The organism is Cloacibacterium sp. Arc13 (assembly GCF_041431305.1).
Classification (GTDB): Bacteria; Bacteroidota; Bacteroidia; order Flavobacteriales; family Weeksellaceae; genus Cloacibacterium; species Cloacibacterium caeni_B.
In genome coordinates, this window is record NZ_JASMRM010000001.1 from 19,116 (window position 1) to 33,071 (window position 13,956).

Annotated in this window: 14 protein-coding genes; 7 read left to right on the forward strand and 7 right to left on the reverse strand. The window is 33.1% G+C overall.

All coding sequences use genetic code 11. The features are described 5' to 3' along the window. Positions 1–27 precede the first annotated feature (27 nt). The 7 genes from miaB to QO190_RS00130 form a co-directional block, all read right to left on the reverse strand. On the reverse strand, positions 28–1,461 hold the full coding sequence (gene miaB, locus QO190_RS00100) for a tRNA (N6-isopentenyl adenosine(37)-C2)-methylthiotransferase MiaB (RefSeq protein ID WP_371481218.1): 1,434 nt from the start codon (positions 1,459–1,461) through the stop codon (positions 28–30). Between the two features lie 56 nt (positions 1,462–1,517). After that, on the reverse strand, positions 1,518–2,237 hold the full coding sequence (locus tag QO190_RS00105; protein WP_371460649.1) for an energy transducer TonB: 720 nt from the start codon (positions 2,235–2,237) through the stop codon (positions 1,518–1,520). 1 nt (position 2,238) lies between these two features. Further along, the gene (locus QO190_RS00110; RefSeq protein WP_371460650.1) at positions 2,239–2,658 is read right to left on the reverse strand and encodes a hypothetical protein; all 420 of its coding nucleotides are present in this window, start codon (positions 2,656–2,658) and stop codon (positions 2,239–2,241) included. Positions 2,659–2,722: 64 nt separating this feature from the next. Then, on the reverse strand, positions 2,723–3,211 hold the full coding sequence (locus QO190_RS00115; protein WP_371460652.1) for a hypothetical protein: 489 nt from the start codon (positions 3,209–3,211) through the stop codon (positions 2,723–2,725). Between the two features lie 66 nt (positions 3,212–3,277). Further along, positions 3,278–4,477: a diaminopimelate decarboxylase gene (gene lysA, locus QO190_RS00120; RefSeq protein ID WP_371460653.1), complete on the reverse strand. Its 1,200-nt coding sequence runs from the start codon at positions 4,475–4,477 to the stop codon at positions 3,278–3,280. Positions 4,478–4,575: 98 nt separating this feature from the next. Next, positions 4,576–5,796 (reverse strand): PolC-type DNA polymerase III, encoded by a 1,221-nt coding sequence (locus tag QO190_RS00125; protein WP_371461062.1) that lies wholly within the window; start codon positions 5,794–5,796, stop codon positions 4,576–4,578. 71 nt (positions 5,797–5,867) lie between these two features. Beyond that, entirely contained in the window at positions 5,868–7,403 is a 1,536-nt protein-coding gene (locus QO190_RS00130; RefSeq protein ID WP_371460655.1) for a helicase HerA-like domain-containing protein, read from the reverse strand. A gap of 132 nt (positions 7,404–7,535) precedes the next feature. On the opposite strand from QO190_RS00130, the gene QO190_RS00135 reads away from it, so the two are divergent. The 7 genes from QO190_RS00135 (at position 7,536) to QO190_RS00165 (ending at position 13,955) form a co-directional block, all read left to right on the forward strand. Then, complete coding sequence (locus tag QO190_RS00135) at positions 7,536–7,904, forward strand: hypothetical protein (RefSeq protein WP_371460656.1); 369 nt, start codon at positions 7,536–7,538, stop codon at positions 7,902–7,904. Positions 7,905–7,997: 93 nt separating this feature from the next. Then, entirely contained in the window at positions 7,998–9,998 is a 2,001-nt protein-coding gene (locus tag QO190_RS00140) for a TonB-dependent receptor domain-containing protein (protein ID WP_371460658.1), read from the forward strand. A 183-nt stretch (positions 9,999–10,181) separates the two neighbouring features. After that, positions 10,182–10,625 carry a hypothetical protein gene (locus tag QO190_RS00145; RefSeq protein ID WP_371460659.1) on the forward strand — a complete coding sequence of 148 codons (444 nt, stop codon included), beginning with the start codon at positions 10,182–10,184 and terminating at the stop codon, positions 10,623–10,625. After that, on the forward strand, positions 10,626–11,243 hold the full coding sequence (locus tag QO190_RS00150; protein ID WP_104792901.1) for a Crp/Fnr family transcriptional regulator: 618 nt from the start codon (positions 10,626–10,628) through the stop codon (positions 11,241–11,243). Positions 11,244–11,305: 62 nt separating this feature from the next. Next, positions 11,306–12,091, forward strand: a complete 786-nt coding sequence (locus QO190_RS00155; RefSeq protein WP_371460661.1) for a sulfite exporter TauE/SafE family protein — start codon at positions 11,306–11,308, stop codon at positions 12,089–12,091. A 155-nt stretch (positions 12,092–12,246) separates the two neighbouring features. Beyond that, positions 12,247–13,659: a rhodanese-like domain-containing protein gene (locus tag QO190_RS00160; protein ID WP_371460662.1), complete on the forward strand. Its 1,413-nt coding sequence runs from the start codon at positions 12,247–12,249 to the stop codon at positions 13,657–13,659. Next, positions 13,659–13,955, forward strand: a complete 297-nt coding sequence (locus QO190_RS00165) for a cupin domain-containing protein (RefSeq protein ID WP_371460663.1) — start codon at positions 13,659–13,661, stop codon at positions 13,953–13,955. Before QO190_RS00160 ends, QO190_RS00165 begins: the two co-directional genes overlap by 1 nt. The last annotated feature ends 1 nt before the right edge of the window (position 13,956 follow it).

Sequence of the window (13,956 nt, forward strand, 5' to 3'; positions counted from 1 at the left end):
AAAAATTTAGAAAACTTTACGATTTCCTTAAATCGCTTTCCCCAAAAGTGTGCCTTGAGTGCTATCATGAACAAAAACAGTCACAAAGTCACCAACATTGTGTCCTTCTACTTTGTCAAAAACCACTACTGCATTCTGAGAAGTTCTTCCTTTCCATTGATTTTTATCTTTTTTAGACTCTCCTTCAATTAGAACTTCGTAGTTTTTGCCAACGTAAGATTTCATTCTTTTTCTGGATAATTCTCCTTGTAACGCAATGATTTCGGCTAATCTTCTTTGCTTCACATCTGCAGGAACATCATCTTCCATTTTTTTATGAGCTGGAGTTCCTGGTCTTTCAGAATACGCAAACATATAACCGTAATCGTATTCTACTTGTCTCATTAAATCAAGAGTTAATTGATGATCTTCTTCGGTTTCGCCACAGAAACCAGCAATCATATCTTGAGAAAAAGCAATATCTGGAACTATTTCCTTCGCTTTTTTAATCAAATCTAAATATTCCTGACGTGTATGTTGACGATTCATTTTCTGCAAAATTCTGTCACTTCCGCTTTGTACAGGAAGGTGAATATATTTACAAACGTTATCATATTTTGCAATCACACGGAAAACTTCTTCCGTCATTTCGTGCGGATTAGAAGTAGAAAAACGAATTCTCATTGCAGGAACTGCTTTTGCTACCATTTCTAACAATTGAGCAAAATTTACAGCGGTAGCTTTTTGCATTTCCGAAGCTTTATCAAAATCTTTTTTAGGACCACCTCCATACCAAAGATATGAGTCCACGTTTTGTCCAAGAAGCGTAATTTCTTTGTAGCCATTTTCAGCCAAAGCTTTGCATTCTTCAATAATAGAATGCGGATCACGACTTCTTTCTCTACCTCTGGTAAAAGGAACTACGCAAAAAGTACACATATTATCACAACCTCTGGTAATGGTTACGAAAGCTGTAACACCGTTTCCACCCAAACGAACAGGATTAATATCTGCGTACGTTTCTTCTTTAGACAAAATAACATTGATGGCGTCTCTTCCGTCTTCTGTTTCTTTCAAAAGATTGGGTAAATCTCTGTAAGCATCTGGACCCACTACTAAGTCTACCAAATGTTCTTCTTCTAAAAATTTAGTTTTAAGACGTTCTGCCATACAACCAAGAACACCAACAGTAAGGTTAGGCCTTTCTTTTTTCAAATTTTTGAATTGTGAAAGTCGCATTCTCACCGTTTGTTCTGCTCTTTCTCTGATAGAGCAAGTATTCAGCAAAATTAAATCTGCTTCTTCCACATTCATAGTGGTATTATAACCTTGTTCGTTAAGAATAGAGGCTACGATTTCGGAGTCTGAGAAATTCATTTGGCAACCGTAACTTTCTAAAAACAATTTTTTAGAATTTTCTGGTTTTTCAGCAATAGCAAAAGCTTCGCCTTGTTTAGTTTCGTCTATATATTTTTCTTGCACTTTTCAAATATTTTGAGTGCAAAGATAATGAATTTTATGACAAAATGGCAGGAAGATTAGTCTACATTTATCGTAATGGGTAGTCTAAATCTAGAAGTAATCGGTGAACCATGATAAGTAGCGGGTTTAAATTTTATTTTTCTAGGAACTACACATTTTACAATCATTTTCACAAAATCTTCATTATCAAAGCTGGTATCAATGTAAATATTTTGAATATCACCTTGAGTATCTACCTCAAAATTAATGACAAATCTAAAACTTTGGCTGTAATTAAATCCATTGGTATTAAAACAAGAAATAAACTTCTTTCTATAATTGGTAATGCCACCAGGAAATTCAGCATCTATTAAAGAGGAATTCAAGGGAATGTAATTACTATCTGCAAACAACTCTTTTGGATAAAAAATAATTCGAGTAAGCGCTGGAGTTTTCACACCATCTACTTCTGCAGGAACATAATCATTAAGATTTGCTAATATTTTCTTCCCAAAATCAAAAGCACACTTATTATTTTTTACTCCCATCACATCTGGATCTTGCACATAATTTACTTTTCCATCTGGATTTACGAGAATTTTCATCAAATAGACTTCATCAGGATTTTCACATGGCTGAATTTTGTTATTTTTCACAAAATCATGGGCATCTTCATAGAATTTCATATAACCTCCTTTATAAAATTCTTGACCTTCTGGATAATTAGGTAAAACTTGTATCTGAGCTTGTAAAGAAATAGCAATAAATGAAAATAAAAGGGTAATTCTTGTCAACATCTTATTCATGTTCTGTATGATCTGTAATAAAATTAATTTTAATAGTGTAATTAGAAGTAATTGGCATTCCATCTTTAGTAGCTGGAATCCATTTAGTTTTAACTTTTCTCATGCAAAATAGCATATCATCAATAAAAAGTTCACTGTTTTTTACTTTTGGATTTACATCTAAATTTTTAATCTTTCCATCAGGTTGTACATCAAAAGAAAAGGTAAACACACCATTTACTGCATAAGTTTTTATATCAATATAAGCATTGATCATTTTGAACAACTCTTTTCTAAAAGCTGTATCACCACCCGGAAATTCTGCTTTCTTATTAATAACGCTAGTGCTTTCTGTATTCATTTCGGTTTTCTGCTCTTGAGAAAAAATAAAAATATTGGAAATGAATAGTGAGAATAAAAATAATTTTCTCATGTTTATTAGTTTTGTGCATCAAAGATAAATAAAAAAGTCGCTTTTCTCAAGCGACTTTTATTTTTTACATATCGAATAAATCTGTCCTGAAATTGACTTTCAGTCTTATTTTAGAATCTACTTTTGCACCATCGCAAGTTGCGGGCATCCATTTTTGATTCATGGCTTTTACCGCATTATTAATGTCTGTTTGCAAAAGATTACTATTCGGAACTTCTGGTTTTAGTGCAAAATCCTTTAAATTTCCTTCTTTATCAATGTAGAAAATGAAATCAAAAGTTCCATTTACAGAATATAAATTGTTAGAAAGACTGGCTTTTAGATTTTTAAATAATTTGTCTTTAAAACCATTTTCTCCGCCAATATATTGCGCATAAGTAGCATTCGCACATTTCAGCCTGTAAAATTCTAGCGGATTATTCATGTCTAATGAAATATCAGCTCTACCAAATTCTTTAGAATTTTCTGTAATATCATTGTCTTCTACCAAATATTGTGCACTCACAAAACCGAAAGAAAACGTCATCATCACTAATAATAAAAACTTTTTCATGTCTTAAAATTTAATAGTAAATTTACAAAAAAAGGTTGTAAATGAATTACAACCCTTATTTAAAATTTATAAAACTTCGATCTGATTTTTCAATAAATCATCGAATTCTTCTCTTTTTCTGATGAGATGCGCTTTTCCATCTAAGAATAAAACTTCGGCTGGTTTCAGTCTAGAATTGAAATTAGAACTCATCTCAAAACCATAAGCTCCTGCATTTCTGAACACTAAAACATCTCCTTCTCTAACTTCATGTAATTTTCTGTCCCAAGCAAAAGTATCGGTTTCACAGATATTTCCAACTACGGTGTAAATTCTTTCAGTTCCTTTAGGATTAGTTAGGTTTTCGATGACGTGATATGAATCATAGAACATCGGTCTGATTAAATGGTTAAATCCAGAGTTTACCCCTACAAAAACGGTAGCAGTTGTCTGTTTAATCACGTTAGATTTTACCAAAAAATGTCCAGATTTAGAAACCAAATATTTCCCTGGTTCAAACCACAATTCAAAATCTTTTCCAGTTTCTTTTTTGAACTGAGCCACTGCTTTTTCTACTTTTTTACCCAAAGCTTTTACATCAGTTTCTAACTCACCTTTTTGGTAAGGAACTTTGAAACCGCTTCCCATATCAATATATTTAAGATTTGGAAAACTTTCTGAAAGTTCAAACATAATTTCTAAACCTTGTAAGAAAACTTCCGGATCTTTAATCTCGCTACCAGTATGCATATGCAAACCTTCAATATTGAGATTAGTAGATTTCATCACGCGTTCTATGTGACGCATTTGGTGAATAGAAATCCCAAATTTAGAATCAATGTGTCCTGTAGAAATTTTATAATTTCCTCCTGCAAAAATATGTGGATTAATTCTTAGAAAAACCGGGTAAGAATCGCCATATTTAGTCCCGAATTGCTCTAAAATAGAGATGTTATCAATATTAATATGAACGTTTAGAGCCATTGCTTCTTCTATTTCGGCAAGGTCTACACAATTGGGCGTAAATAAAATTCTCTCTGGCGAAAAACCAGCTTTTAAACCTAATTTTACTTCGTTTATAGAAACACAATCAAGATTCGCTCCTAATTTTTCTACATATTTTAGGATGTTGATATTGGTGAGTGATTTACAAGCGTAGAAAAACTTAGTGCTCTCTGCAAAAGAAGTGGTGAGTTTCTCATACTGAGATTTTATAGAATCGGCGTCATAAACATAAACCGGCGTTCCGAATTCTTCTGCAATCTGAAGCAAATCTTGATTTGTCATAATAAAAATTTTACTGCAAAAATATAAATTTTAGATTTTAAAACCAAACAATAATTTTATTTAGTAAAAATTATCTATTTTGAGTGTTATTTTTAGATTTATTTAGGTAATTTTTCTATTTTATACTCGTTTTTCAGTAAAGATAGTTTTAAATCATTGATGATTTCTGGCGAAACTTTCTTCACTTCTATCTGCAATTTATTTAATTTCTTCCTAGATTGAATCTGATGGAACAATTCATAATACCCAAATGAAATCAATTTCCCTTCTTCTATGATGAGAAAGGATTTCTCGCCGAGATTCCTACCTTTTCCAATCCATAGTTCATTTCTACCTTTCAGCGTAATAAGCTCTTTCAGTGTTTTATAATCGCTAAGCGATTCATTTTCGGTGATATAATGCTTCACTTTACTGCCTTGAGAAAAATTTTTGAACTTCAACAAAGGTTTTTCTGTGTGAACAGAGTTTTTTTCAACCTTAAATTTTCCATCAATGTAGTACAAACCATAAGGCAAAAACTGCTTCTTCGATTTATTTTGATTCAACAACATTAGTCTCGCAATCGTATCTGTTCCCGTAAGTTCGTAATTAATTTGCGTTACTTCTTCCTGAATATTTTGCCATTTAACAGATTTAGAATTGAATAATTTTTTAGAAACTCTAAAAATATCATCTACATAATCTTCAAAAAGAATGGCTCCAGAAGCATTTTGAAAATATACAAAACCTTTCTCCGAAGGTAAATCTTGTGTAAGTTCTTTTATTTTATTGATATAAGATTTTGCGTTGCTTTCTTCGTGGTGCTGCTGAATAATTTCGTGGCTGTTGTCTTTGGTTTTTAACAATTTAAAAAGTTCCAAAGTAGCTCTCGCATCACCAGAAGCTCTGTGTTCATCAACCAAAGGAATCCCGATAGATTTACATAATTTCCCCAGAGAATAACTTTTTTCATGAGGAATCAGTTTTTTTGCCAAAGGAATGGTATCTAAAGTATTGATTTTAAAATCAAAACCTAACCTTTTAAAACTCTGACGAAGCATTCTGTAATCAAAATCTATATTGTGTCCCACTAAAATGGTTCCTTCTGTAATTTCTATGATTCTTTTCGCAATTTCATGAAATTTTGGGGCGGTTTTTACCATTTTTTGGGTAATTCCTGTCAGTTTTTGTACAAATGGAGATATTTCACTTTCTGGGTTGACAAGTGAAATAAATTGGTCTGTGATAACGTGGCCATCATATCTAAAAATCGCAATTTCTATAATGCTTTCTTTTCTATAAGGCGCTCCGTTTCCTTCTATGTCTATTATGGTATACAAAACGAAAAATAAATATCCCACAAATTTACGGTTTATAAATTGGTGGGATTTATAAAATTATAAGATTTTTTTTACCTTCTCATCTTCAATCCAAACATTCCGAGGACAAATTTGGCGCCTTCTCTGGCTAAAGTGGTAGTGAATGTTCTTCCAGCTCTGGATTTCATGACTTGCTCGAACATTCCCGGTTCTTCTTTGGGTTGTTTTGCCGTAGATTTTTCTTGTGCTACTTCTTTTTCTACTTCCGCAGCTTGTTCCATACGTTTGGCTAAAATTTCGTAGGCAGATTCTTTATCTACTTCATTTTTATATTTTTTAACCAAGTCAGAAGAATTAACCAAATCATCTATCTCTTCAGAAGTCAAAACATCCATTCTAGATTCTGGAGAAATCAAATAAGTATGAACCAATGGAGTTGGAATTCCCTTCTCGTCAAGCGCTGTGACGAAAGCTTCACCAATTCCTAAATTCTGAATCAAATTGGCTGCGTCATAATATTCGGTAATCGGATAATTTTCTACTGCTTTATCAATTTCTTTTCTGTCTTTTGCAGTGAAACCACGCAAAGCGTGTTGAATTTTAAGCCCTAATTGAGAAAGCACATTTTCTGGAACATCTCCCGGAATTTGAGTGATAAAATAAATTCCTACTCCTTTTGAACGAATGAGCTTAACCATTGTTTCTATCTGCGAAAGCAAAGCTTTACTCGCTTCATTGAAAATCAAATGCGCTTCGTCTATAAAAAGAACTAATTTTGGTTTTCCGCTGTCTCCTTCTTCTGGAAAAGTCATGTAAATTTCTGCAAAAAGCGAAAGCATAAACGTAGAAAATAATTGCGGCTGGTTCTGAATATCTGCAACTCTCAAAACGTTTACCACGCCTTTTCCGCCTCTGGTTTGCAGTAAATCTTCAACATCAAAACTTGGTTCACCGAAAAAACTCGTTGCTCCTTGTTGTTCCATCGCTACAATTGAACGAAGAATTGCACCTAGAGAAGCTGGCGAAATAGAACCATAATTATCTGCTAATTCTTTTTTGCCATCAGCATTATCGGTTACATATTGCAAAACTTTTTTCAAATCATCTAAATCAATGAGCGGCAATGCTTTGTCATCTGCATATTTGAAAACGATAGACATAATACTTGACTGCGTTTCATTCAATCCTAAAATTTTAGAAAGTAAAACTGGACCAAATTCTGTAACGGTAGCTCTCAGTTTCAAGCCTTTTTCCGCAGAAATGGTCATGAGTTCTACTGGAAAAGATTGCGGTTGATATGGCAATTGCGTTTTTGAATATCTTTCGTTGATTTTATCATTTTGTTCGCCTTCTACAGCAATTCCAGAAAGGTCACCTTTGATATCCATCACTAAAGTTGGAATACCTTTATGCGAAAGCTGTTCTACAAAAACTTGTAGCGTTTTGGTCTTTCCTGTACCTGTAGCTCCCGCAATCAGACCATGTCTATTGACTGTTTTTAGAGGAACGGTAACATCTACTTCAGTAATTACTTCTCCGTCTAACATTCCCTTTCCTAGAACGATATATTCTCCTTTTGGTTGATATCTACTATTAAGTTCTTCTATAAATTTTGATTTTTCTGCCATTATTTTCTTTTTTTTCAACCTTTAAATTTAAAAAATTTAGAAATACTTCTGCGAATTATTTTTTAAATGTATTTTTGCCCTGATTAAAATCATTTGCTTAATAAGATAAATTTGTCCTATTTTTGTAATGTAATGAAAAGTGCTATTTCTTTTATATTATCTTCTATCATATTTCTGGCAAGTTTCCAGAACTCACTTTTCTATGTAGATTATCAAATCAATACAGAATTCTACGAAACATACTGTATCAACAAACAAAAACCAGAATTAGACTGTAACGGTAAATGTCAGGTAAAGAAAGCAACGGAGCAATCTCAAAACCCAGCTTCGCAAATTAAATATGCTTTCGAACTGAACATTCTCCCTTCAAAACCCTTAGAAACTGAAATCAAAAATCCTTTTTCTTTGGAACTTAAAACTCAAAAGTTTTCATATAACCCTATTTTCACTTTAGATGGTTATACTCACATTCTACCGGATCCTCCGAAAAATTTAGCTTAAACCTAATCACTTTTTTCGCTCAGAACATTTCTCTTTATCATAATTTGATGAAGTGCAGTGACACATGATTATTTAATCTAAATTTTAAAAACAATGAATATTAAACTTTATAGCATTGCTGCAATATTTTTTGCAACAACACACACTTTATTCGCTCAACAAGAACAAGACAGCACTTACCGAAATATAGAAGTAGTAAAAATCACCAAAGTTTTACCTAAATCACAAAACAAACAAAACTTAGAAACCAAACAATCTGATTTACTGAATCACGATGCGGGAAAATTCCTGAATTCTATCCCAGAAATTAACGGAATTAAAAAAGCTGGAAATTATGCTACTGATCCAGTTTTGAGAGGTTTCAAATATGAGCAGTTGAATATTGTTATTGACGGAGCAGCTCATGCCGTAAATGCGTGTCCAAGTAGAATGGACCCTGCAGTTTCTCAAGTCAATATGAACATGGTTCAAGAAGCTGAAATTTACAAAGGACCTTATCATTTCCGTTACGGAAATTCTTTCGGAGGAACTATTAATTTCGTAACCCTTGCTCCTGAATTTACAGAAAATTTAAAATTAGGCGGTAGAATTTCATCCGGCTACGAAAGCAACGGAAATGTTTTTAGAAATGAATTGTTTTCTCAACTTTCACACCAAAAAATTGTTTGGGATTTATTCGGTTCTTATCAAAAAGGAGACCGCTACAAAGATGGAAACGGTGACGAAGTGCGTTCTGCTTTTCTAAGATACAACATGGGAACCAAAGGAAATTTCAAATGGAATGACCAAAACGTGACCACATTACAAATCAATACCAATCAAGGAAGAGATGTAGAATTTGCTGCACTTAACATGGATTTAATTTATGATAAAACATGGATGTTCCAGTTAAAACATTTGGCAGAATTCAACCAAAAATATTTAAAACACTTAGATTTTAATTCTTACTACTCTTTCGTAGACCATTCTATGGGAACTCCTGATAGAAAAATGGTTTCTGACGTACAATCTACCACTTATGGAGCTCGATTAGAATCTAAATTCGCTTTTGGAAAAAACATTTTCTACACTGGTTTAGATTATAAACATGAAGGCGCAGAAAATATCAGAATGATTATGCCTGCAATGATGCCAATGAGAGACGGAACTTCTTGGCAAGATTCTTCTACTGACCAAATCGGTTGGTTTAATGAATATCAAATCAATTTTAAAAATTCAAAATTAGTAGCTTCTCTTCGTTTAGATTTCAATAAAGGCGATGCGAAAGCACTTTCTAACCTATTCAAAACACTTTACGGAGACGGAAAAGCAGAAAATTTTAATCACAGCTTAAGTTTAGGATACAATAAAAACTTGTGCAACCATAATCAGTTAGGAATTTGGCTAGGAAGAGCACAACGCAGCGGAAGTTTAACCGAAAGATATATCAATAGATTTGCCGTAGGAATAGACGCTTACGAATTAGTAGGAAATCCTGAATTAAAAGCTGAAACCAACAATCAAATCGACCTTATTTTCACCCATAAAAAAGATAATATTTTCTTCCAAGCAGATGTTTTCTATTCTTATTTAGAAAATTATATTTCTGGAGTGATTGTTCCCATCAAACCGTATTCTATGACGGCACCAGGAACCAGACAAATCCAAAATATAGAAAAAGCCTTCAAAACAGGAGTGGAAACCAGATTTAATTGGCAATTTTTACCAAAATTTCGCACAGAATTGGCAGCAGCTTATACCTATGCAGAAGACTTGAGCACTAATAATCCTTTACCAGAAATCGCTCCGCTAGATTTCCGCTGGAACGTGTTAGCAGATTTTTCGCCAGTAAGTTTGGGACTTCATTACAGATATTCAGCAAAACAAAGCAGAATCAATCCTACTTTTGGTGAATTTACTACTCCAGAATTTTCTGTGTTTGATTTCACCTCAAAATACAATGTTTTCAAAAATGCTACTTTAAGTTTTGATGTTTTAAACATTTTTGACCGTGCTTATGCAGAACATTTAAACAGAACACTTTCTACCAATAAAAAACAAAGAATTTTAGCAGTTGGCAGAAGCTTCAACATTGGTTTTAGCTATAATTTTTAATACTTTTTTATCTTTTGTGTCTAAAACATTTTAGGCACAAAAGTTTTATTTTTTAGTCTAAGTAAGCCTAGCGAATTTTCCAAGGCTTTACTTTTAGAAGGTTGACAAACCTCATCTCTTTTTACGCATGAGAATGTCAATAATTTTGCTTAAATTTGTTAATCATCAAAAATAAAAAAAATCATGGATAAAGCATATATTTTATCTAGCATTATAGATGAGTATCAAAAAGTTATTGACAACCTAAAAGCTTCGGTGGAACGTTACAAGCATGAATCTGATATTGACGAAGATAACACGTTAGACCCAGAAGATTATGCCAGACAAACTGAAGCCAAAGATATGCAGCTTCGCTTTGAAAAAATGCTGAACGAAGCCAAACAAAATCTGAAATTTTTAGAAGATTCTAAATCAGAAACTAAGGAAATTGCAGAAGCTGGTGCTTTATTAGAGACCGATAAGAATTATCTGTTCATCGGCGTTTCTGTTCCAGCATTTAAATTGGGAGACAAGGATGTAATTTCGTTCTCAGAAGATGCTCCTATTTACCAAAACGTAAAAGGTAAAACATCAGGCGAAACCATAAAAATGGGAAGTAATAACTTTGAAATTAAAAATATTTTTTAAATGTCAAAAACTACAGAATTTAGCGCAACACCAGAACTTTTAAAACAGTTATACGAATACAGCATTATAAAAAATTACGAAGCTGGCGATGTTATTTTAGACGAAAACGCAAGAATTCGTTCTATCCCTATCGTTACCAAAGGAAGCATAAAAGTAATGCGAACCGAAGAAGATGGTAGAGAAATTCTACTTTATTATATAAAAGCTGGCGAAAGTTGCGTTATGTCTTTCCTTGGTGGTTTACACGGAGAAACCTCTAAAGTAAAAGCCGAAGTAGAAGAAGATGCGGAAATATTATTCTTGCCCACAGAAAAAGTTGCGCAACTCATCAAAACACATCCAGAATGGTTGGATTATATTTTCAAACTATACCATAAACGTTTTGAAGAATTGCTAGAAATGGTAAATGAAGTAACTTTCAAAAAAGTAGATGATAGATTACTCTCTCTGCTTCAAAAAAAATCAGAACTTACCGATTCTAAAATCATTCATACTACACACGAACAATTAGCCAATGAATTAGGAACAGCCAGAGTAGTGGTTTCCAGACTACTAAAATCGCTGGAAGAAGACGGCAAATTAAAATTAGGAAGAAATAAAATTGAACTTTTATCATAAAAATGCAACTTAAGTTGCATTTTTTTATTTTTACAAAACAGAACTTTGCAAAAATTTGATTAATGGAAATCTTAGGATACTTTTTCGCGCTTATCATCGGTTTAATTATGGGAATAATTGGCGGTGGTGGTAGTATTTTAGGCGTTCCTATTTTTGTCTATCTGTTTGATATGAACGCTTTAACCGCAACTACTCTTTCCCTTTTTGTGGTGGGAGTTGCGAGTGCAGTTGGCGCTACAGGAAACGCCAAACAAGGAAATGTAGATTTTAAAACTGCTTTATTATTTGGGATTCCTTCTGTATTGTCTGTGATTTTTGTTCGCAAAATTATTTTACCTCATCTTCCTGACCCTCTTTTCAGCATTGGAACATTTCCTATTGAGAAAAATCTATTCATTTTAGTTCTTTTTGCTGCTTTAATGCTCATTTCTTCCATTAAAATGATTGCAGGAAACAAAAAAATAGAAACTACTAATCAAAATCCGCAATATCCTATGTTGGTTACTCAAGGAATTGCCGTAGGAATGATTACAGGAATGATTGGAGCTGGCGGTGGTTTTCTCATTGTTCCCGCATTGGTTATGCTGCTGAATTTAGAAATGAAAAAAGCCATCGGAACTTCTATGATGATTATTTCTATGAATTCTCTTTTAGGTTTTTTAAGTTCTCAAAAAACAGAAATCAATTGGCAATTTCTATTGATTTTCACTTCAATTGCTGTCGTTGGAATGCTCATTGGAATTCAGTTGGCAAAAAAAATAGATGGCAAAAAACTGAAACCTATTTTCGGTTGGTTTGTTTTGATGATGGGAATTTATATCATCATCAAAGAAATCTTTTTTTACTAAATCTCTTTAATAGTGATTCTCTATCGAACAATGTGATTTTTGTTACAGAAATCTATTAAAATTTACCTCATTTTTGTACTACAAATTGCGAAGAAAAAAAAGTCATAGATTTTTTGTTGTAACTTCGTAGTGTAGTAACATATAAAAATATTAAAATGAAAATAGAACAAATTTATACCGGTTGTTTAGCTCAAGGTGCTTATTACATTGTTTCTGAAGGAGAAGCAGCCATCATTGATCCATTAAGAGAGGTACAACCTTATCTTGATCGATTAGCAAAAGATAACGTAAAACTCAAATACATTTTTGAGACCCATTTTCATGCAGATTTTGTATCTGGTCACGTAGATTTATCTAAAAAAACAGGCGCTCCTATTATTTATGGGCCAACTGCTGCACCAGAATTTGAAGCCATCGTAGCAGAAGACAATCAAATTTTTGAAATTGGAAAAATAAAAATCAAAGTTCTTCACACTCCTGGTCACACCATGGAAAGCTCTACCTATTTATTGATAGACGAAAATGGTAAAAACCATGCTATTTTCTCTGGTGATACTTTATTTTTAGGAGATGTAGGAAGACCAGATTTAGCTCAAAAAGCAGCAAATCTTACACAAGAAGAATTAGCGGGACTGCTTTATGATTCATTGTACAATAAAATTCTTCCTTTAGAAGATGATGTTACCGTTTATCCAGCTCACGGCGCTGGTTCTGCATGTGGAAAAAACATGCAAAAAGAGACTGTAGACACTTTAGGAAATCAAAAACAAACCAATTATGCTCTAAAACAAACCTCTAAAGAAAGTTTTATTGCTGCAGTTTTAGATGGTTTAACCGCTCCACCGAAATATTTCGGTATGAATGTAGCAATGAACAAAAAAGGCTATACCAGTTTTGATGAGGTTTTAGCAAAAGGTAAAACTGCACTTTCTGTAGATGAGTTTGAAACCGCTGCCGAAGAAACTGGAGCTTTAATTTTAGACACTAGAAATGCTGCGGAATTCCATAAAGGATTCATTCCTCAATCCATTAATATCGGGTTGAAAGGTGATTTTGCACCTTGGGTTGGAAGCATGATAGTAGATGTACAACAGCCAATTCTTTTGGTTTGTGATGATTGCACTGAAGAAGAAACCATTACTAGACTTTCTAGAGTGGGATTTGATAATGTTTTAGGATACTTAAAAGGTGGCTTTGAAAGCTGGAAAAATTCAGGAAAAGAAATAGATACTATTCATAGAATTTCGCCAGAAGAATTTGCAGAAAAATTCAATGAAAACAGCAAGGTAATTGACGTAAGAAAAGAAGGAGAATATGCGGCAGAACACGTAAATGATGCTTATAGCAAACCTTTAGCATACATTAATGACTGGGTAGGAAACATCAATCCAGATGAACATTTCTTCTTGCATTGTGCAGGTGGTTACAGAAGCATGATTGCCGCAAGTATTTTACAAGCAAGAGGTTATAGAAATTTCACAGAAGTAGAAGGTGGTTTTAACGGAATTAAAAAAACAGAAAAAGTTCCTACTACAGATTTTGTATGTCAAAGTAAAACTGCATTGTAATGAATATTTTCGAAAAAACAGACTTCACAGGAGACAAACCTTCTGTGGTAAGCATCAAAAAATCTGAAAAAGTCAACCTTTTTACCGTAGGCTTATCAGAAAAGCAAGTGTTAGCTAAGCATATCACAACTATTCCTGCAACTTTAGTTTTGCTAAGAGGAAAAGTAGATTTTAACATCTCTGGAGAAACAGTCGTTTTAAGAGATGGAGATGTTTACGAAATCCCAGTAAATGTAGAACATGAAGTGATAGGAAGAGATATAGAAAATGTGTTCTTAATTGTAAAAGAGTTATAAA